At 72.3% G+C, this 17,749-nt stretch carries 16 protein-coding genes; 8 read left to right on the plus strand and 8 right to left on the minus strand.

The window, feature by feature from the left end:
- Positions 1 to 7 precede the first annotated feature (7 nt).
- From AADR41_RS21075 to AADR41_RS21090, 4 genes are all read right to left on the minus strand, one after another.
- On the minus strand, positions 8 to 1,228 hold the full coding sequence (locus tag AADR41_RS21075; protein WP_342282944.1) for an MFS transporter: 1,221 nt from the start codon (positions 1,226 to 1,228) through the stop codon (positions 8 to 10).
- A gap of 180 nt (positions 1,229 to 1,408) precedes the next feature.
- Positions 1,409 to 2,443 (minus strand): endonuclease/exonuclease/phosphatase family protein, encoded by a 1,035-nt coding sequence (locus tag AADR41_RS21080; RefSeq protein ID WP_342282945.1) that lies wholly within the window; start codon positions 2,441 to 2,443, stop codon positions 1,409 to 1,411.
- 190 nt (positions 2,444 to 2,633) lie between these two features.
- Positions 2,634 to 3,299, minus strand: a complete 666-nt coding sequence (locus AADR41_RS21085; protein ID WP_342282946.1) for a TetR/AcrR family transcriptional regulator — start codon at positions 3,297 to 3,299, stop codon at positions 2,634 to 2,636.
- Positions 3,296 to 4,912 carry an MFS transporter gene (locus tag AADR41_RS21090; protein ID WP_342282947.1) on the minus strand — a complete coding sequence of 539 codons (1,617 nt, stop codon included), beginning with the start codon at positions 4,910 to 4,912 and terminating at the stop codon, positions 3,296 to 3,298. Before AADR41_RS21090 ends, AADR41_RS21085 begins: the two co-directional genes overlap by 4 nt.
- 191 nt (positions 4,913 to 5,103) lie before the next feature.
- Here AADR41_RS21090 and panB point away from each other — a divergent pair, with 191 nt between their 5' ends.
- From panB to AADR41_RS21105, 3 genes are all read left to right on the plus strand, one after another.
- Positions 5,104 to 5,991, plus strand: a complete 888-nt coding sequence (gene panB / locus AADR41_RS21095) for a 3-methyl-2-oxobutanoate hydroxymethyltransferase (RefSeq protein WP_342282948.1) — start codon at positions 5,104 to 5,106, stop codon at positions 5,989 to 5,991.
- A 190-nt stretch (positions 5,992 to 6,181) separates the two neighbouring features.
- Positions 6,182 to 7,204: an ATP-binding cassette domain-containing protein gene (locus AADR41_RS21100; protein ID WP_342282955.1), complete on the plus strand. Its 1,023-nt coding sequence runs from the start codon at positions 6,182 to 6,184 to the stop codon at positions 7,202 to 7,204.
- Positions 7,201 to 8,055 carry an ABC transporter permease gene (locus AADR41_RS21105; protein WP_317866944.1) on the plus strand — a complete coding sequence of 285 codons (855 nt, stop codon included), beginning with the start codon at positions 7,201 to 7,203 and terminating at the stop codon, positions 8,053 to 8,055. The genes AADR41_RS21100 and AADR41_RS21105 overlap by 4 nt, the downstream gene beginning before the upstream one ends.
- An 11-nt stretch (positions 8,056 to 8,066) precedes the next feature.
- Here the strand turns inward: AADR41_RS21105 and AADR41_RS21110 are convergent, their stop codons facing one another.
- Positions 8,067 to 11,426 carry a BTAD domain-containing putative transcriptional regulator gene (locus AADR41_RS21110; RefSeq protein WP_342282956.1) on the minus strand — a complete coding sequence of 1,120 codons (3,360 nt, stop codon included), beginning with the start codon at positions 11,424 to 11,426 and terminating at the stop codon, positions 8,067 to 8,069.
- A gap of 203 nt (positions 11,427 to 11,629) precedes the next feature.
- Here AADR41_RS21110 and AADR41_RS21115 point away from each other — a divergent pair, with 203 nt between their 5' ends.
- Positions 11,630 to 12,436 (plus strand): site-2 protease family protein, encoded by an 807-nt coding sequence (locus AADR41_RS21115; RefSeq protein WP_342282949.1) that lies wholly within the window; start codon positions 11,630 to 11,632, stop codon positions 12,434 to 12,436.
- 15 nt (positions 12,437 to 12,451) lie between these two features.
- Here AADR41_RS21115 and AADR41_RS21120 read toward each other — a convergent pair whose 3' ends face one another.
- Positions 12,452 to 12,625 carry a hypothetical protein gene (locus tag AADR41_RS21120; protein WP_164495224.1) on the minus strand — a complete coding sequence of 58 codons (174 nt, stop codon included), beginning with the start codon at positions 12,623 to 12,625 and terminating at the stop codon, positions 12,452 to 12,454.
- 122 nt (positions 12,626 to 12,747) lie between these two features.
- Positions 12,748 to 13,458 carry an NADPH-dependent F420 reductase gene (npdG, locus tag AADR41_RS21125; RefSeq protein ID WP_342282950.1) on the minus strand — a complete coding sequence of 237 codons (711 nt, stop codon included), beginning with the start codon at positions 13,456 to 13,458 and terminating at the stop codon, positions 12,748 to 12,750.
- A gap of 119 nt (positions 13,459 to 13,577) precedes the next feature.
- Between npdG and AADR41_RS21130 the strand changes: the two genes are divergently transcribed.
- Together AADR41_RS21130 and AADR41_RS21135 are read left to right on the plus strand one after the other, a co-directional pair.
- Positions 13,578 to 14,180: a hypothetical protein gene (locus AADR41_RS21130; RefSeq protein WP_266916215.1), complete on the plus strand. Its 603-nt coding sequence runs from the start codon at positions 13,578 to 13,580 to the stop codon at positions 14,178 to 14,180.
- Positions 14,181 to 14,302: 122 nt separating this feature from the next.
- The gene (locus AADR41_RS21135; RefSeq protein ID WP_342282951.1) at positions 14,303 to 15,631 is read left to right on the plus strand and encodes an MFS transporter; all 1,329 of its coding nucleotides are present in this window, start codon (positions 14,303 to 14,305) and stop codon (positions 15,629 to 15,631) included.
- Positions 15,632 to 15,668: 37 nt separating this feature from the next.
- Here the strand turns inward: AADR41_RS21135 and AADR41_RS21140 are convergent, their stop codons facing one another.
- The gene (locus tag AADR41_RS21140) at positions 15,669 to 15,902 is read right to left on the minus strand and encodes a hypothetical protein (RefSeq protein WP_342282952.1); all 234 of its coding nucleotides are present in this window, start codon (positions 15,900 to 15,902) and stop codon (positions 15,669 to 15,671) included.
- A 58-nt stretch (positions 15,903 to 15,960) separates the two neighbouring features.
- Between AADR41_RS21140 and map the strand changes: the two genes are divergently transcribed.
- Positions 15,961 to 16,818 (plus strand): type I methionyl aminopeptidase, encoded by an 858-nt coding sequence (gene map, locus AADR41_RS21145; protein ID WP_342282953.1) that lies wholly within the window; start codon positions 15,961 to 15,963, stop codon positions 16,816 to 16,818.
- Positions 16,819 to 17,056: 238 nt separating this feature from the next.
- Entirely contained in the window at positions 17,057 to 17,722 is a 666-nt protein-coding gene (locus AADR41_RS21150) for a biliverdin-producing heme oxygenase (RefSeq protein WP_342282954.1), read from the plus strand.
- The last annotated feature ends 27 nt before the right edge of the window (positions 17,723 to 17,749 follow it).

A 17,749-nucleotide genomic window follows, 5' to 3' on the forward strand; every position in this document is an offset into this window, starting at 1 on the left:
CCGCGTTTCAGCGCGCGTCCACCGGGGCGTCGTCCCGTACGGGCCGGGCGTCCGCTCGGGCCACCACCCTCGACGCCCCCGGTGTGCGTTCCCGGTCCAGCAGTCCCGCCGTGACGGCGACCGCCAGGCCCGCGACCGCGAGGGCCGCGCCGACCGGGGCCGGGGAGGTCCAGCCCCAGCCCGCCGCGATCGCGGCGCCGCCGAGCCACGCGCCGCCCGCGTTGGCGAGGTTGAACGCGGAGTGGTTGGAGGCGGACGCCAGGGTCGGGGCGTCCTTGGCCTTGTTCATGACCAGCATCTGGAGCGGTGTGGTCGTCATGAAGCCGACCGCGCCGAGCAGCACCACCAGCACCGGCGCGGCCCACCGCACATGGACGGCGAACGGGAAGACCGCGAGGACGACGGCGAGCGCGCCGAGCGATCCGTACAGCGTCGGCCGCAGCGCCCGGTCGGTGAGCGGTCCCGCCGCGAGGGCGCCGAGGGTCATGCCGATCCCGAAGAGCGCGAGCACCGGTGTCACCGCCGACTCGCCGAAGCCCATCGCCTCGGTCGTCATGGCCGAGAGGTAGGAGTACACGGCGAAGACCCCGGCGAAGCCGAGCACGGCGGTGAGCAGGCCGAGCAGCACCTGGCGGTCGCCGAGGGCGCGCAGTTCCCGGCCCAGGCCCTGGTGGGCGTCGACGGGCACCTGCGGTACGAGCCGGGCGAGCGCCGCCACGGCGCACAGCCCGATCGCCGCGACGACCAGGAACGTGGCCCGCCAGCCGAGGTGCTGGCCGAGCAGGGTGGCCGCCGGGACGCCGACGATGTTGGCGACGGTGAGCCCGAGGAACATGGTGGCCACGGCCCGCGCCCGGCGCCCCTCGGGGACGAGCCGGGCCGCGACGACCGCGCCGACGCCGAAGAAGGCCCCGTGCGGCAGCCCGGCGAGGAACCGGCCGCCCAGCAGCCAGCCGAAGCCGGGGGCGAACGCGGAGGCGAGGTTGCCTACCGTGAACAGGGCCATCAGCAGCAGGAGCATCCGCTTGCGCGGGATCCGGGAGCCGACGGCGGTGAGCAGCGGGGCCCCCACCACGACACCGATCGCGTACGCCGAGACGAGGTGTCCGGCGGTGGGTACGGAGGTGCCCAGGTCGTCCGCGACATTGGGCAGCAGGCCCATCATCACGAACTCCGTGGTACCTATGCCGAAGGCGCTCACCGCGAGTGCGAGCAGGGCCAGGGGCATGTGGAGAGACCTTTCCGCGGGAAACCGGGGAGCCGGGCGGACCGGCGCGCGGCCGGGCCGGCTCCATCGCCGGACGCCCTTGGTTCCCAAACGGAACAAATTCTCTCAGACGGTTCGTTCCGCCGGGTGAACGGACCGTTTCATCGGCGGTCGCCCGGGGTGACGGAACGGCTCAGCGCGTCACAGCTCCACCCGGGCCACGATCGGCAGATGGTCGCTCTCGGTCGCGCCGAGCGTCCACGAGGACACCGGCTCGACGCCCTTCACCAAGATCTGGTCGATCCGGGCCATCGGGAACGAGGCCGGCCAGCTGAAGCCGAAGCCGTCGCCGGCCGCGCCCTGGGTGGAGCGCATCTGGGCGGTGACCGCGTTCAGCGAGCGGTCGTTCATCGTGCCGTTGAGGTCGCCGAGCAGGATCACCTTGCCGAGGCGTTCGTGGGAGATGGCCTCGCCCAGGGCGTCCGCGCTGTCGTCGCGCTGGTTGGCGGTGAATCCGGCGTGCAGCTTGACGCGCACGGACGGCAGATGGGCCACGTAGACGGCGACCTCGCCCTTCGGGGTGGTCACCGTGGAGCGCATCGCCCGGGTCCAGCCCATCTTGATGTCGACCGGCCTGGTGGCGCTCATCGGGTACTTGCTCCACAGACCGACGGTGCCCTGCACCGAGTGGTACGGGAAGCGGTCGGCGAGCGCCGCCTCGTACGTCGCCACCTTGCCGCTCGGCAGCTCCTCCAGGGCGATCACATCGGCGCCGGAGGCCGCGACCTGCCGGGCGGTGCCCTCGGGGTCGGGGTTGTCGGCGTTGACGTTGTGGGTGGCCACGGTGAGGTCGCCGCCGCTGCCGGACTTGTCGGTGAGCAGACCGCCGAAGACGTTGAACCAGACCACGACCGGCAGCAGCAGGGCGATCAGCGCGGTCGCCGAGCGGCGCACCAGGCCGAGGACCAGCAGCACCGGGACGAACACCCCGATCCACGGCAGGAACGTCTCGGAGAGGCTGCCCAGGTTCCCGATGGTGTTCGGGATCTTCGAATGGAAGGCCATCACCAGGGTGATGAGCACCGAGCAGAGGGCGAGGACGATGCCGCGCCGCCAGATGCCCGGGTCACGGGTCCACCGCTCTCGCAGGTCCCGGAGTCGGGATCCCGCCCCGGCGCGTTCCGGTTCCGGCTCCGCACGGTCGTTCCCGGTGTCCGCTCCGTACGCCTGCACCATCGCGCTTTCCTCACTGCCTTGCCGTGCATGTCGCCGCGCCCTCGACCCTAGGCGATGCGTGGCGGGTTTCCTGCCGTCGACGACGGCCGTACTGTCACGAGGACGAAGGGCGGGGTCCGGCAGGTTCCGGCCGCGCGGGGTCCGCCGGGGCTTGTGACAGAACGATCACACTCGGGCGCGTCCGGGAGCGTCAGGCGTCGCCGGGCGGCCGGGTGGCCCGGCCGGGCCCCAGGCCCTCGACCAGGACCTGGACGATCCGGTCGGCGAGATCCTCGGGCAGCGGCGCGTCGGGCCGGTGGATGGTGCGTACGAGCATGGGCCCCAGGAACAGGTCGTCCATCAGACCCACGTCCAGATCCGCTCGGAGTTCACCGGCGTCTACCGCGCGCCGGACGGCGGCCAGCATGGCGACGCGGCGGGGCGCGATGACGCTGCTCTGGTACTCCTCCCACAGCTTGGGGTGGCTCTTCATCTGCGCGAAGACGTTGTGCAGCAGGGCCGAGGAGCGCTGTGCCAGGCCGCGCCTGCGCAGCGAGTCCAGCAGCAGTCGCAGGTCGTCGAGGCCGGCGGTGCCCGAGACGGCGGGTTCCGGCGGCTCCATGTCCTTCAGTACGTCGACGAAGAGTTCTTCCTTGCCGCTCCACCGCCGGTAGATGGTCGCCTTGCCCACCCCCGCGGTGCGGGCTATCCGCTCGATGGACAGGGCCGCCAGGGGCTCGCCGGCCTCCAGCAGCCCGACGACGGCGTCCAGGATCGCCCGCTCGGCCGCCGCGCTGCGCGGCCGGCCCCGGCGTGGTGCCGGGGTCTGTGCCCGTACGCCGGTCCGGTTCCCGTCCTGCTGCGTCGCCGGGCTCATCGGCCCGCTCCCGCCGCGCGCACGGAGCGGTCGCCCCGGCCCGACCCGTCGGGGCCCGCGTCGGCGGGCGGCTTCCCCGGCAGGAAGAGGGCGACCACCAGGGCGCCCACCAGGGCGATGGTCGCCGAACCGATGGCGGTGACATGCATGGCCTTCAGGAACGCGTCGTTCGCGGAGGCGATCAGCGGTGCGCCCGCCGGGCCCAGCTTGTCGGCGATGCCGAGCGTCGCCTCGATCGACTCCCCGGCCGCCTCCCGGGCGCCGGCCGGGACCGCGCCGAGGTGGCCCTCGATGTCGCCCCGGTAGACGGTGGAGAGCACCGATCCGAGCACGGCGACCCCGAGCGCCCCGCCGACCTGCCGGAAGGTGTTGTTGACGGCCGATCCGGAGCCGGCCTTCTCACGGGGCAGCGCCTGCATCACCGAGACGGTGACCGGGGTCATCACATGTGCCATGCCGGTGCCCTGGACGAAGAAGAGCAGGCACAGCACCCAGACCGGCGTGGTGCTGTCGAACAGCGCGAACGCCGCCAGCCCGATGGCGACCAGCAGCATGCCCGCGGTGCAGGTGGCGCGGGCGCCGAAGCGGTCGACGAGCAGCCGGGCCCGGGGCGCGAAGATCATCTGGGTGGCGGCCAGCGGCAGCAGCATCAGTCCCGCCTGCAGCGCGGTCCAGCCGCGCACGCTCTGCATGTAGAAGGCGGAGAAGAAGGTCACCCCCATCAGCGCGAAGAAGACCAGCGCTATGGCGGCGACGGCAGCGGAGAACGACGGCTCCCTGAAGTACGAGATGTCGATGGCCGGGTGGGTGCTGCGCTTCTCGTGCCAGACGAACCCGGCCAGGACGAGCAGGCCGCCGAGGCTCGACAGGAGCACCACGGGGTCGGCGAAGTCGGCGAGCTGGCCGCCGCGGATGATGCCGTACACCAGCAGCACCAGGCCGACGATGGAGAGCACTACGCCGAGCGGGTCGATCCGGCCGGGGTCCGGGTCCTTGGAGTCCGGCACCAGCATCGTCATCGCGATCAGCGCCACGATCACCACGGGTACGTTGACCAGGAAGATCGAGCCCCACCAGAAGTGCTCCAGCAGCAGCCCGCCGGTGATCGGGCCGATCGCGATGGCCACCCCGACGCTGCCGGCCCATATGCCGATGGCCCTGGGCTGTTCGTCGCGCTCGAAGACGTTCATCAGGACGGCGAGGGTGGCCGGCATGACGAACGCGGCGCCGAAGCCCATCAGGGCGCGCCAGGTGATCAGCTGGGCGGGCGAGCCGGACATGGCTGCCAGCGCGGAGCCGGTGCCGAAGAGCAGGATGCCGAAGAGCAGCACCTTCTTGCGGCCGATGCGGTCGCCGAGCAGCCCGGCGGTGAAGAGGAGTCCGGCGAAGACGAGCGTGTAGGCGTTGATCGCCCACTCCAGCTGGCTCTGGGTGGCGCCCAGGCCGGTGGGTGCGGGACTGGCGATGGTCTTGACCGCGACGTTCAGGATCGAGTTGTCCAGCACGACGATGAGCAGGCTGAACATCAGGACGACGAGGATCGCCCAGCGGCGGCGGTGGACCGCCTCCGGGATCTGGGACGCGTCGGCGCGAGCACCGGACGGTATCGACATGGAACGGAGCTTATCCGATTTCGATACGAGACCGTCTCGTATTGGAAGGCAATCGCCGGCGGGACCGTCCTTCGGCACGCCTTCAAGGGTGTGCGCGGGCCCACTTCCCGTGGACCACCGCGGGATGCCACCATGGAACCGGTCCGGGGACGCCGTCAGGGCGCCTCGAGATGACGAAGGAGCCGTTGGCAATGTCGCTTCAGGCTGCGCGGAATCAGTCCGCAACCACCCCCGCGGGTACTCCCACCGACAGCAGCAAGGCGCTGTACGGAGGCAAGAGCACCCGCCGTATCTCCATCCATGACATCGCCGCCGCCACCGAGCGCGGCGAGAAGTGGCCCATGCTCACCGCCTACGACGCGATGACCGCGTCCGTCTTCGACGAGGCCGGGATCCCGGTGATGCTCGTCGGCGACTCCATGGGCAACTGCCACCTCGGCTACGAGACCACCGTGCCCGTCACGATGGACGAGATCGCGATCCTCTCCGCCGCTGTCGTACGGGGCACCAGGCGTGCCCTGATCGTGGCGGACCTGCCCTTCGGGGCGTACCAGGAGGGCCCGGTCCAGGCCCTGCGCAACGCCACCCGGCTGATCAAGGAGTCGGGCGTCGGCGCGGTCAAGCTGGAGGGCGGTGAGCGCAGCCACGAGCAGATCGGGCTGCTCGTCGACGCCGGCATCCCGGTCATGGCGCACATCGGCCTGACCCCGCAGTCCGTCAACGCGATGGGCTACCGGGTGCAGGGGCGCGGCGAGGAGGCCGCCCAGCAGATGCTGCGCGACGCCAAGGCCGTGCAGGACGCGGGCGCGTTCGCCGTGGTGCTGGAGCTGGTACCGGCCGAGCTGGCCGCCGAGGTCACCCGCACCCTGCACATCCCGACCGTCGGCATCGGTGCCGGCCCCGACACGGACGCCCAGGTGCTGGTCTACACCGACATGGTCGGGCTGACCGGCGGCAAGGTGCCGCGCTTCACCAAGCAGTACGCGAACCTGCGCCAGGTGCTGGGCGACGCGGCGAAGGAGTTCGCGGAAGAGGTCGTGGGCGGCGCCTTCCCGGCCGCCGAGCACACCTTCCACTAGGGCCTTCCGTTTGGATCAGGCCTGATCCAGGAGCGGGGCACGCGAGCCCGGCAGGATCCGGGACGAGAGGCCCCGGTCCTGCCGGTCCGTTCCGTCCGAACCACTGCCCGCACCACCGACAGCCCGCCGACATCCCCCATCGGCGGGCTGTCGGCCCGCTGTCGGCGGACTGTCGGTGGCGGCTGGTCTGATGGTCTGCATGACGCGAATCGACAAGAACCCCAGGAGCGGCTCGAACGCCGTCGAGGTCCGGGGGCTGGTCAAGCACTACGGCTCGACCAAGGCTCTGGACGGCGTGGACCTCGATGTCCGCGAGGGCACCGTGCTCGGTGTCCTCGGCCCGAACGGCGCGGGCAAGACCACGCTCGTACGCTGCCTGTCCACCCTGATCCTCCCCGACGCCGGACACGCCACCGTGGCGGGCTACGACGTGGTGAAGCAGCCCCGGCAGCTGCGCCGCACCATCGGTCTGACCGGGCAGTACGCCTCGGTCGACGAGAAGCTCTCCGGCTGGGAGAACCTCTACATGATCGGGCGGCTGCTCGATCTGTCCCGCAAGGCCGCCCGGTCCCGGGCCGACGAGCTGCTGGAGCGGTTCTCGCTCACCGACGCGGCAAAGAAGGCCGCGATGGACTACTCCGGCGGCATGCGGCGCCGGCTCGACCTGGCCGCCTCGATGATCGGCAACCCGGCCGTGCTGTACCTGGACGAGCCGACGACGGGGCTGGACCCCCGGACCCGTAACGAGGTCTGGGACGAGGTGCAGCGGATGGTCGCGGAGGGGGCGACCGTGCTGCTCACCACCCAGTACATGGAAGAGGCCGAACAGCTCGCCAACGAGCTGACCGTCATCGACAAGGGAAAGATCATTGCCCGCGGCGGTGTCGACGAGCTGAAGGCGAAGGTCGGCGGCCGCACCCTGCAGCTGCGGCCCTCGGACCCGGCGCAGCTGGCCGCGATGGCGCAGGCCGTCCGGGAGGCCGGCCTGGACGGCGTCGCGGGCGCGCAGGCCGTCCCGGACGAGGGGCTGCTGTACGTACCGATCCTCAGCGACGAGCAGCTGACCTCCGTCATAGGCCTGCTCGGCACCCGGGGCTTCTCGCTGGCGCACATCGCCACCGCGCTGCCCAGCCTCGACGAGGTGTTCCTCGCCATCACCGGCGAGAAGTCCACCTCCGTCACCGACACGATTCCCGAGGAGGTCGCGGCATGAGCACGGCGACTCTGACACCCACGCCCGCACCCACCGCGTCCGCCCGTGGCGGGGCGGTCCACGACGAGGGCCGGATCGGACTGCGGAACAACCTGCGCCACATCGGGGCGCTGGTGCGGCGCAACATGCTCCAGATCAAGAAGGATCCGGAGTCGATGTTCGACGCGCTCCTGATGCCGGTCATCTTCACGCTGTTGTTCGTGTACGTCTTCGGCGGCTCGGTCGGCGGCAGCATGGGCGGCGGCCGGCAGGAGTATCTGAACTACCTGATACCGGGCCTGATGGCGATGATGGGCATGAACATCGCCATGGCGGTCGGCTCCGGGGTCAACGACGACTTCCGCAAGGGCGTCATGGACCGGTTCCGGACGATGCCGATCGCCCGTTCCTCGGTGCTCATCGCGAAGATAGTGGTCGAGCTGGGCCGGATGATGGTCGCCACCCTCATCCTGCTGGCCATGGGCTTCGCCCTCGGCATGGAGCTCCAGGAGTCGGTGCTCGGGCTGATCGCGGCGATCGCGCTGTCGGCCGCGTTCGGCGCCGCCATCATGTGGATCTTCATCCTGCTCGGACTGACGATGAAGACGGCCCAGGCGGTGCAGGGGATGGGGATGCTCGTGCTGATGCCGCTCCAGTTCGGCTCCTCGATCTTCGCCCCGACGAAGACGATGCCCGGCTGGCTCCAGACGTTCACCGACTACAACCCGCTGTCCAACCTGGCCGACGCCGCGCGGGCCCTGATGATGGGCGGCCCGCTCGCCCACTCGGTCCTGGTGACGCTCGGCTGGACCGTGGTCATCACCGCGGTGATGGCCCCGCTCGCGGTCGCCAAGTTCCGCAAGAAGAGCTGACCCGGCGGGGTTCAGCCCCGGTACGCGTCCGCGAGGGCGGCGGCCTCCTCCAGGGAGAGGCCGCCGCCCTCGGCGTACGCGGCCTCGTAGCCGTCCCGGCCGAGCACGGCCACGGTCAGCTCCTCGGCCCGTGCCCAGTCGTCCAGCTCCATCGTCGTGCGCACATGGCCCTCGGGCAGCAGCCCCCGGCCGGCCCCCAGCAGCCGGGCCGCCGCGGTGGCCCGCTGCTCGCCGCCGATGCCGGCCAGCGAGCGGGCGACGGCGACGAGATGGATGACGAACATCTGGGGCGCCATCATCTGCGACAGCCGGTCCTTGGACAGCTCCAGCGCCATCAGCCCCCGGGGCAGGGCCTGCTCGTACAGCCCTTCCTGGTTGTCCAGCCAGGCCGTCGCGCCCAGTACGACCCCTTCGAAGACCGCCCTGGCATTGGACCGGAAGTCCTCTCGCACCGCCGCCAGTTGCTCGCGCGCCTCGCCGGTGCGGCCGCTGCACCCCAGCCACATGACCAGGTGGAGCCGGGCGAAGGACACCGCCCCGTGTCCCTCCCCGCGCCCCTCGGCGAGCACCTCGCGCAGGATCCGCTCGCCCTCGGCGCCGCGCCCCAGTTCGGTGAGCACGGCCGCGTGCCTGGTGCGCAGGATCGCCACCTGGGACTGGGCGCCCAGCTTCCGCGCGTAGCCGATCGCGGCCTGGAAGTCCTCGGCCGCCAGGGCGTACTCGCCCCGCCGCTCGTTGGCCTCCCCACGCGCGGAGAGCGATTCGGCGGCGCCCCAGTCGTCGCCGATCCGGCTGAAGATGCGCAGGCTCTCGTCGGCGTCCGTGCGTGCCTCACTCGCCCATTCGGGCCGGTTGGCCAGCACGTTGGCGCGCATCTGGAGGGCCTCGGCGAGCTCCCATTCGTAGCCGTACTCCCGGCAGGCGCGGACCGTTTCGTCCAGCAGCCGGGGCAGGTCGGCGGCCTCGCTGGTGAGCACGACCGCGAAGAACCAGAGCGATGCCGGAACCCGGCAGGTCTGCGGCTGGCCGGCCCGGTAGGTCTTCGCGATGACCCGCATCCGGGCCATGCCCTCCTTGTCGGCCCAGACGTTCTGGGAGTGGTCCGCGCTGACCAGCTGGACCAGGGCCACCTGCCGCCGCGCCTCCCCGAGCAGTTCGGGGCCCATCGGCGGCGGCGCGTCGGTGCAGCGTTCGTGGATGGAGGGCGCCGGTTCGACGGCCGCGGTACCGACGGGCGGGGCGAAGGGGTCGGGGCCCAGCGCGGCGGCCGCCTCGGCCCAGTGCAGGGCGTCGGTGCGCAGTTCGCGCATCTGCCAGTACCAGCACAGCGAGAGCACCATGCAGAGCACCTCCTGCTCGTCGCGGGCGGCGACGGCGTGGCGCAGGGCGGTGCGGATGTTCTCGTACTCGCGCTCCAGGAGCGCGACGGCGGCGCGCTGTCCGGCGCCGCGCAGTTCGGGTTCGACGGTACGGACCAGCTCCCGGTAGAACACCCGGTGGCGCCGGACCGCCGGATCCCGCTCCGCCGCCTCGTCGAGCCGGCCGGCGGCATACTCGCCGACGGTCTCCAGCAGCCGGTAGCGCATCTCGCCGTCCTCGGCGGGCGCGGCGACGACGAGCGACTTGTCGACCAGGGAGCCGAGCAGTCCGGCGACCTCGCGGGCGCCCTGCGGCCCGTCCGCGCAGACCGCCTCGGCGGCGGCGAGGGTGCAGCCGCCCGCGAAGACGGAGAGCCTGCGCAGCACGGCGCGTTCGGATTCGTCCAGGAGGTCCCAGGACCAGTCGACGACGGCGCGCAGGGTCTGCTGACGGGGCAGTACGGTGCGGGCCCCGCTGGTGAGCAGCCGGAACCGGTCGTCGAGCCGGTCGGCGATCTGGCGCGGGGTGAGCATCCGCAGCCGGGCGGCGGCGAGTTCGATGGCCAGCGGCAGTCCGTCCAGGCGGCGGCAGATCTCCGCGGCGGCGGCCGCGGTCTCCTCGTCCGCGTCGGTCCGGAAGCCCGGCCGGGCGGCGGCGCCGCGGTCGGCGAGCAGGCGCAGCGCCATCGGGTCGGGCAGCGGTTCGACGGGGCGGACGAACTCGCCCGGGACACCGAGGGGTTCACGGCTGGTGGCGAGCACGGTGAGGTGCGGGCAGCGGGCGAGCAGGTGGTCGGCGAGGGCGGCGGCCGCGTCGACGACGTGTTCGCAGTTGTCCAGGAGCAGCAGCATGCGGCGCCGGGAACAGTGCTCGGTGAGCCTTGCCAGGGGGTCGTTCACGTTCCCCTCGGCGACCCTGAGCTCCTCGGCACCGGCGCCGCGCAGCACGGTCTCGCGGGCGCCGAGCGCGGTCAGCACGGCCTCCGGCACCGACTCGGGGTCGTCGACCGGGGCGAGTTCGGCCAGCCAGACGCCGTCCGGCCAGGCGTCCGCGACGGATTCGGCGGTCTCCTGGGAGAGCCTGGTCTTGCCCGCGCCCCCGGGGCCCAGGAGGGTGACCAGCCGGGCGTGCGAGAGGTCCTGGCCCAGGGCCGCGATGTCGTCCTCGCGCCCGACGAAACTGGTGAGCCTGGCCCGGAGGTTGCCGTACGGTGCGGCGGGGGCCGCAGGGGCCGTGGGACGAAGACCCGCCGGCGGAGCGGGCGGGGCAGCCACCGCGGCCGGGGCGGGCGGTTCCCGGCGGAGCAGTTCGGCGTGGAGCGCGCGCAGCTCGGGGCCGGGGTCGGTGCCGAGGCGGTCCGCGAGTCCGGTGCGCACCTCGTCGTAGGCGGCCAGCGCCTGGGCGGTGCGCCCGGCGTCGCGCAGGGCCCGCAGCCGCAGTGCCTGAAGGGGTTCGTCGATCGGGTGCTCGGCGCACAGCGCGACCAGTTCGGGCAGAGCCTCGTCCGGGCGGCCGAGCGCGAGAACCGCGCGGAGCCGGTTGCGGCGGGCGTCCAGCCACCGGGCCTCCCAGCGGGCGGCGGCACCCAGGCGGTCGGGCAGATCGGCCAGGACCGGGCCCCGCCACAGGGCGAGCGCGTCGTCGAGCACGGTCCGGGCCTTCACCGGGTCGCCCTCCTCCAGCGCCCGCGCGCCCTCGCCCGCGAGCCGCTCGAAGCGGTGGAGGTCGACGGCGTCCGGCTCGGCGGCCAGCCGGTAGCCGCTGTCCGCGGAGACGATCGCGTCGTGGCCGACGGCGCGCCGGAGCCGGCCGACGAGCGCCTGGAGGGCGCCCACCGCGTCGGCGGGCGGCTCGCCCTCCCACACCTCGTCGACCAGCACGGTGACGGGGACGACGCGGCCGGGGCGCAGGGCGAGGACGGTGAGCAGGGCGCGCAGCCGCGCCCCGCCGATGGTGACGGCCGTGCCGTCGTCGCGGAGTGCCCGGGTGGTTCCGAGGATGCTGTAGCGCACCGGCCCATTCTCCGTGACCGGGAGCGGCAGGCGCACACCTGTCCGCCCGTACCCCTGTGCGCCGTGTTCCGGATCGCTCGTCATGCCCCCACCCTTTCCGGAACCGCCGCCCGGACGCGAGACGTTTGTGACGTGTCGGCGGTACGGTCGGGCTCGCGGCCCGCCGCACCGTTCTCTTCCGGCCGTCCGTCAGGAGCCCGCCGATGACCACCTCAAGCGCCCGCAGCGACCGGCGGATCAGCCCCGTCTTCCTCGGGATCGCCGCCGTGACGGCGGTGTCGGGCTGGGCGGTGTGGACGGGCACCGGTTATCCGTACGGGCTCGCGGTCTTCGTCTTCGTCACGGCGGCGTGGGTGGTCTCGCTCTGCCTGCACGAGTACGCGCACGCCCGCACCGCGCTGCACGGCGGGGACCTCTCGGTCGGCGCGAAGGGCTACCTCACTCTCAATCCCCTCGCCTACACGCATGTGCTGCTCAGCATCGTGCTGCCGGTGCTGTTCTTGATCCTGGGCGGGATCGGTCTGCCGGGCGGCGCGGTCTTCATCGAGCGGGGGCGGATCCACGGCCGGTGGAAGCACAGCCTGATCTCGGCGGCGGGCCCGCTGACGAACGTGCTGTTCGCGCTGGTGTGCACGGCACCGTTCTGGCTGGACGCGCTGGACGGTGTCCCGAGGGAGTTCCGGTACGCGCTGGCGTTCCTGGCCCTGCTCCAGGTCACCGCGGCGATCCTGAACCTCCTGCCGGTGCCGGGGCTGGACGGGTACGGGGTGATCGAGCCCTGGCTGTCGTACCGGATCCGGCGGCAGGTGGAGCCGTTCGCCCAGTTCGGGCTGCTCGCGGTGTTCGGCGTGCTGTGGATCCCGGAGATCAACCACGTCTTCTTCGACGCGGTCCGCGGCCTGCTGGAATCACTGGGCGTGAGCGGGACGGAGACGGAGTGCGGCCGCGCCGCCTACCGGTTCTGGGAGAACTGGAACCAGGAGTACCCGGTCTGCGCCTTCGCCCCGTGAGCGGCGGTCCGGCCCTCAGCCCGCGGTCTGCGCGCGGTGCCGGCGTACGTAGAACCACGCCATGTTCGACGAGAGCCCGGCCAGCAGCACCCAGACGATCCCCAGCAGGTTGCCCTGGGCGAACGAGATCACGGCCGCGACGACGGCCAGGACACAGACGGTGATGGCGTAGAGAGCGAGTCGGGGCATGGGGGCGGCTCCTGTCGGGGGCGGTACGCGGTCCCGTCCAGTGTCCCCCATGCCCCTTTTCGCTCGCCGCAGGGTGGGTCCGCCGAGCGGCCCGGGCCCGGACGGCCGGTGGCGGGTCCGGCTCAGACGTCGGTGGTGCGAAGCCCCGCGTGCGCCTTGTAGCGGCGGTTGACCGAGATCAGGTTGGCGACCAGCGACTCGACCTGGTGCGCGTTGCGCAGCCGTCCGGCGAAGATGCCGCGCATGCCGGGGATCCGGCCCGCCAGCGCCTGTACGAGGTCGGTGTCGGCGCGGGCCTCGCCCAGCACCAGCACATCGGTGTCGATCTCCTCGATGGCCTCGTCCTGCAGCAGCACCGCCGAGAGGTGGTGGAAGGCGGCGGTGACCCGGGACTCCGGCAGCAGGGCGGCGGCCTGCTCGGCGGCGCTGCCCTCCTCGGGCTTCAGCGCGTAGGCGCCCTTCTTGTCGAAGCCGAGCGGGTTGACGCAGTCGACGACGACCTTGCCCGCGAGCTCGTCCCGCAGCGACTCCAAGGTCTTGGCATGGCCGTCCCACGGCACGGCGACGATCACCACGTCGCTGCGGCGCGCGCACTCCGCGTTGTCCGCGCCCTCGACGCCGTGGCCCAGCTCCTCGGCGGCGCTCCGCGCACGGTCGGCGGCCCGGGAACCGATGATCACCTGCTGCCCGGCACGGGCGAACCGGTAGGCGAGGCCGCGCCCCTGCGGCCCGGTGCCGCCGAGCACGCCGACGGTCAGCCCGGAGACGTCGGGAAGGTCCCAGGGGTCCTTGGCGGGCGGCTTGGCCGCGCTGTCACTGCCATTCGTAGTCATGGCTCCGACATTACTGCCCGCCACGGAAGGCGACCCGGTGTGGTCCCGGGCTTCCCGTTCGGCTGGTCCGGGGCCGTTCTCCGGTGGCGGGTCCGGGTCCTGGGGCATGATGCCGGGCCATGGATGCCGTACGTGTCGCCCTGCTCCGTGAAGTGCTCGCCGGGACCGAGTGGCCCGCCGCGACCCGGCGGTTCGCCGGGGCGCTGAGGTCGTCGGTGGTACCGCACGGCGGCGGGCTGCTGCTGGTGGGGACGGCGGAGTACGAGCCGTGGCATCTGGCGGCCCATCTGGTCGACGAGTCCACCTGGTCCGGGCTGCCGGAGCTGGCCCCCACCCTGGTGCGCCACCGGGTGGAGCCGGGCGGCCCCGCGCATCTGGCCGTGGGTCTCGGCCGGATCGAGGCGGCGGGGCGGGGCGAGACGCTGCTCCTGGTGGCTCCGGAGCGGCCCGGCGCGGGACTGCTGGAGCGAGTGCACGACGCGCGGCGCGCCGGGGCCACGGTGCTCTCGCTGAACGACGGCGATCCGGAGGTGCGGGGGCTCGCCCACGAGACGCTCGCGGTGACCGGCGCCGACGACGTCGACCTCGACACCGTGCAGCATCTGGTGAGCGCGGCGGCCGGGGAGAACAGCGCCCCCGCACCCCGCGGCCGCCGCGGCTTCCGGGACCGGCTGTCCCGGCTCGCCGACCAGCTGACGGCGCCGCCCCCGGCGCGCTGGTGAGGCCGGCGGCGGGGCGGCCCGCAGCCGTGGGCCCGGCGGTGGCGGGCCCACGCTGACGGCCGCTGACGGCCACCGCGAAAATCCATTGCGGTGCCGCTGCCGGCGGCACAGCATGGCCTCCTGTGACTTCTGCTCCCTCCCCGGCCGCCCGGCTGGCCGCCCTGCTGCCCGACCTCACCCCCCTGCGCTCCGGCGGCGACTTCCGGCTGCTGTGGATCCAGGGGCTGGTGACGTACTTCGGCAGCTTCATGGCGATGATCGCGCTGCCGCTCCAGATCAAGGAGCTGACGGGTTCGCCGCTGGCCGTCGGGGTGATGGGCGCGGTCGAGCTGGTGCCGCTGGTCGTCTTCGGCCTGTACGGCGGGGCGCTCGCGGACGCCGCGGACCGCCGCAGGGTGATCCTGGCGACCGAGGCGGGGCTGGGGCTGCTCGCGGTCGTACTCCTGGTGAACGCGGCGATGCCCGCCCCGATGCTCTGGCCGCTCTACGTGGTCGCTGCCGGGGTCTCCGCGCTCGCCGGGCTCCAGCGGCCCGCGCTGGACTCGCTGATGGCCCGGATCGTGCCGCACGAGCAGCTGACGGCGGCCGCCGCGCTGAATTCGCTGCGCTGGCAGTTCGGTGCGATCACCGGCCCGGCGGTGGCGGGGGTCACGGTGGCGTACGCGGGGCACGCCACGGCGTACGCGGTCACGGTGGCCACGTTCGCCGTCTCCGTGCTGCTGTGTCTGCGGCTGGCGCCCGCGCCGCCCGCCCGGGAGAACACGAAGCCGTCGCTGCGCGGCATCGTGGAGGGCGCGAAGTACGCCTGGAGCCGGCCGGTGCTGCTGGGGACGTACGCGGTCGACATGGCCGCGATGTTCTTCGCCTTCCCGAACGCGATCTTCCCGTTCCTGGCGGACGACCTGCACGCCGACTGGTCGCTGGGCCTGATGTACGCCGCGGACTCGGTCGGATCACTGGTGCTGGGGCTGACCAGCGGCTGGACGTCACGGGTGCGGCGGCACGGGCTGTTCGTGGTGTTCGGGGCCGCGGTCTGGGGGCTGGCGATCGCGGCGGCCGGCTGGTTCGGCAATGTGTGGCTGGTGCTGGTCTGTCTGGCGGTGGCGGGCGCGGGCGACATGCTCAGCGGTCTGGGCCGCTCCACGATCTGGAACCAGACGATCCCGGAGGAGCTGCGGGGCCGGCTGGCGGGCATCGAGGTGCTCTCGTACAGCATCGGCCCGCAGCTGGGTCAGGTGCGGGCCGGTGCGATGGCGGGCTGGACGGGGACCAGGTCGGCGATCTGGAGCGGCGGGGTGGCGTGCGTGGCCTCGGTCGCGCTGCTGACGGCCGCGCTGCCGAAGCTGCTCACCTACGACTCCGAGACGGACGAGGACGCGCTGCGCAGGCGGAGGGCCAGGGAGGCCGAGAGCGCCGGGAAAGCCGGCGACTCCAGCCCCTCCGCCGCCTGAGGAGCGGGCTCCGGGGACGGGCCCCGGCCTCCCCCGGTCAGGACTGCGGACCGGGCGGGGTGCTGCCCCCGTCGTGCCACTTGGGGTCGTTCTCCCACTCCAGGTTCCGCTCCCGCGCGGTGTCCATCGCGTGCTGCGCCTCCTCGCGGGAGGTGTACGGCCCGAACCGGTCCTTGGCCGGGCACTCGGGGCCCTCCTCGACCTTGTGGTGTTCCAGGCAGTAGTACCACTCGCCCGGCTTGCCGACCGTGCGCTTCTTGAACAGGGCCATCTCCGGCTCCTTCCCTCGGGGCCATGCTGCCCCAAGCGCGCTGGTTAGACTCGCTGACATGTCTGGCCAGTCGCTGCTCGCACCCGGGGAGATCACTCCCATCCGCTCCGTGCCCGGAAAGATCCGGCGCCCCGAATACGTGGGCAAGCCGGCCCCCACCCCGTACACCGGCCCGGAGGTGCAGGACGCCGACACCATCGAGCGCATGCGCATCGCCGGCCGGATCGCCGCACAGGCGATGGCCGAGGCCGCGAAGCACATCGCCCCGGGTGTCACGACGGACGAACTCGACCGGGTCGCCCATGAGTTCATGTGCGACCACGGCGCCTACCCGTCGACGCTCGGCTACCGCGGATTCCCCAAGTCGCTCTGCACCTCGCTCAACGAGGTGATCTGCCACGGCATTCCGGACTCCACGGTGCTGCGCGACGGCGACATCGTGAACCTCGACGTCACGGCGTACATCGGCGGTGTGCACGGCGACAACAACGCCACGTACCTCTGCGGCGACGTCGACGAGGAGTCCCGGCTGCTCGTGGAACGCACCGAGGAGTCGCTGAACCGGGCCATCAAGGCGGTCCGGCCGGGCCGCCAGGTCAATGTGATCGGGCGGGTCATCGAGTCGTACGCCAAGCGCTTCGGCTACGGCGTGGTGCGGGACTTCACCGGGCACGGGATCAACTCCTCGTTCCACTCCGGTCTGATCATTCCGCACTACGACAGCCCGCGCGCGACCACCGTGATGCAGCCCGGGATGACGTTCACCATCGAGCCGATGCTGACGCTGGGCAGCCACGACTACGACATGTGGGACGACGGCTGGACCGTGGTGACGAAGGACCGCAGGCGCACGGCGCAGTTCGAGCACACGCTGGTGGTGACGGAGACGGGTGCCGAGATCCTGACGCTCCCGTAGCCGGCCGGACCCTTCCGCCTCGAAAGCGGCCGCCCTCCTGGGCGGCCGCTTTCGCGTACCCGGCACGCGGAACCAGGCGTATCGTTTTTACCGACAGGACGTCGGGAAGCTGTTGACTTAGGTAAGCCTAAGTAGGAGGATCGGGGTTGTCGACAGCGGTTCCGCGAATGCGGTCGCTGCCGATATTTCCGTACTTTCCCGGACTTCCCGTCCCCCTCTAGGTCCCAGGAGGCCCGCCTTGGACGCAACCGCCGCCGCCACGCCCTTCTCGACGCTCATCCGTACCGCGTCGCACGAACAGCACACCGAGGCGGAGACCTCGTCCTTCATGAGCGATCTGCTGGGCGGACGGCTCGGGGTGGACGCGTACACGCGCTACACGGAACAGCTGTGGTTCGTGTACCGGGCCCTGGAGGAAGGCGCGCAGGCGCTGCGGGGCGACCGGGTCGCCGGTCCGTTCATCCGGGCCGAGCTGATGCGCACCGCCGAGCTGGAGCGCGATCTGGCCCACCTGCGGGGTGCGGACTGGCGCGAGGGCCTGGAGCCACTGCCTGCCACGGCCGCGTACGCCGACCGGGTCGCCGAGTGCGCCCGCGACTGGCCGGCCGGATACGTCGCGCACCACTACACCCGCTACCTGGGCGACCTCTCGGGCGGCCAGATCATCCGGGACAGGGCGGAGCGGACCTGGGGCTTCGCGCGCAAGGGCGACGGGGTCCGGTTCTACGTCTTCGAGGAGATAGCCAACCCCGCCTCGTTCAAGCGGGACTACCGCGAGCTGCTGGACGCGGTGGACGCGGACGACCTGGAGAAGCAGCGCATCGTCGACGAGTGCAAGCGCGCGTTCGCGCTGAACACGGCGGTGTTCCGGGAGCTGGGCGAGGTGTTCCCGCTCAGCGCGTAGTGCCTCGTTCGGTGGGGGGGGGGGTGC

This window comes from Streptomyces sp. CLV115, from assembly GCF_038448545.1.
Lineage (GTDB): Bacteria > Actinomycetota > Actinomycetes > Streptomycetales > Streptomycetaceae > Streptomyces > Streptomyces sanglieri.

Coding starts and splice junctions, on each gene's coding strand:
- AADR41_RS21075 (WP_342282944.1), bottom strand. CDS start 1,228: ATGCCCCTGGCCCTGCTCGCACTCGCGGTGAGCGCCTTCGGCATAGGT.
- AADR41_RS21080 (WP_342282945.1), bottom strand. CDS start 2,443: ATGGTGCAGGCGTACGGAGCGGACACCGGGAACGACCGTGCGGAGCCG.
- AADR41_RS21085 (WP_342282946.1), bottom strand. CDS start 3,299: ATGAGCCCGGCGACGCAGCAGGACGGGAACCGGACCGGCGTACGGGCA.
- AADR41_RS21090 (WP_342282947.1), bottom strand. CDS start 4,912: ATGTCGATACCGTCCGGTGCTCGCGCCGACGCGTCCCAGATCCCGGAG.
- panB (WP_342282948.1), top strand. CDS start 5,104: ATGTCGCTTCAGGCTGCGCGGAATCAGTCCGCAACCACCCCCGCGGGT.
- AADR41_RS21100 (WP_342282955.1), top strand. CDS start 6,182: ATGGTCTGCATGACGCGAATCGACAAGAACCCCAGGAGCGGCTCGAAC.
- AADR41_RS21105 (WP_317866944.1), top strand. CDS start 7,201: ATGAGCACGGCGACTCTGACACCCACGCCCGCACCCACCGCGTCCGCC.
- AADR41_RS21115 (WP_342282949.1), top strand. CDS start 11,630: ATGACCACCTCAAGCGCCCGCAGCGACCGGCGGATCAGCCCCGTCTTC.
- AADR41_RS21120 (WP_164495224.1), bottom strand. CDS start 12,625: ATGCCCCGACTCGCTCTCTACGCCATCACCGTCTGTGTCCTGGCCGTC.
- npdG (WP_342282950.1), bottom strand. CDS start 13,458: ATGACTACGAATGGCAGTGACAGCGCGGCCAAGCCGCCCGCCAAGGAC.
- AADR41_RS21130 (WP_266916215.1), top strand. CDS start 13,578: ATGGATGCCGTACGTGTCGCCCTGCTCCGTGAAGTGCTCGCCGGGACC.
- AADR41_RS21140 (WP_342282952.1), bottom strand. CDS start 15,902: ATGGCCCTGTTCAAGAAGCGCACGGTCGGCAAGCCGGGCGAGTGGTAC.
- map (WP_342282953.1), top strand. CDS start 15,961: ATGTCTGGCCAGTCGCTGCTCGCACCCGGGGAGATCACTCCCATCCGC.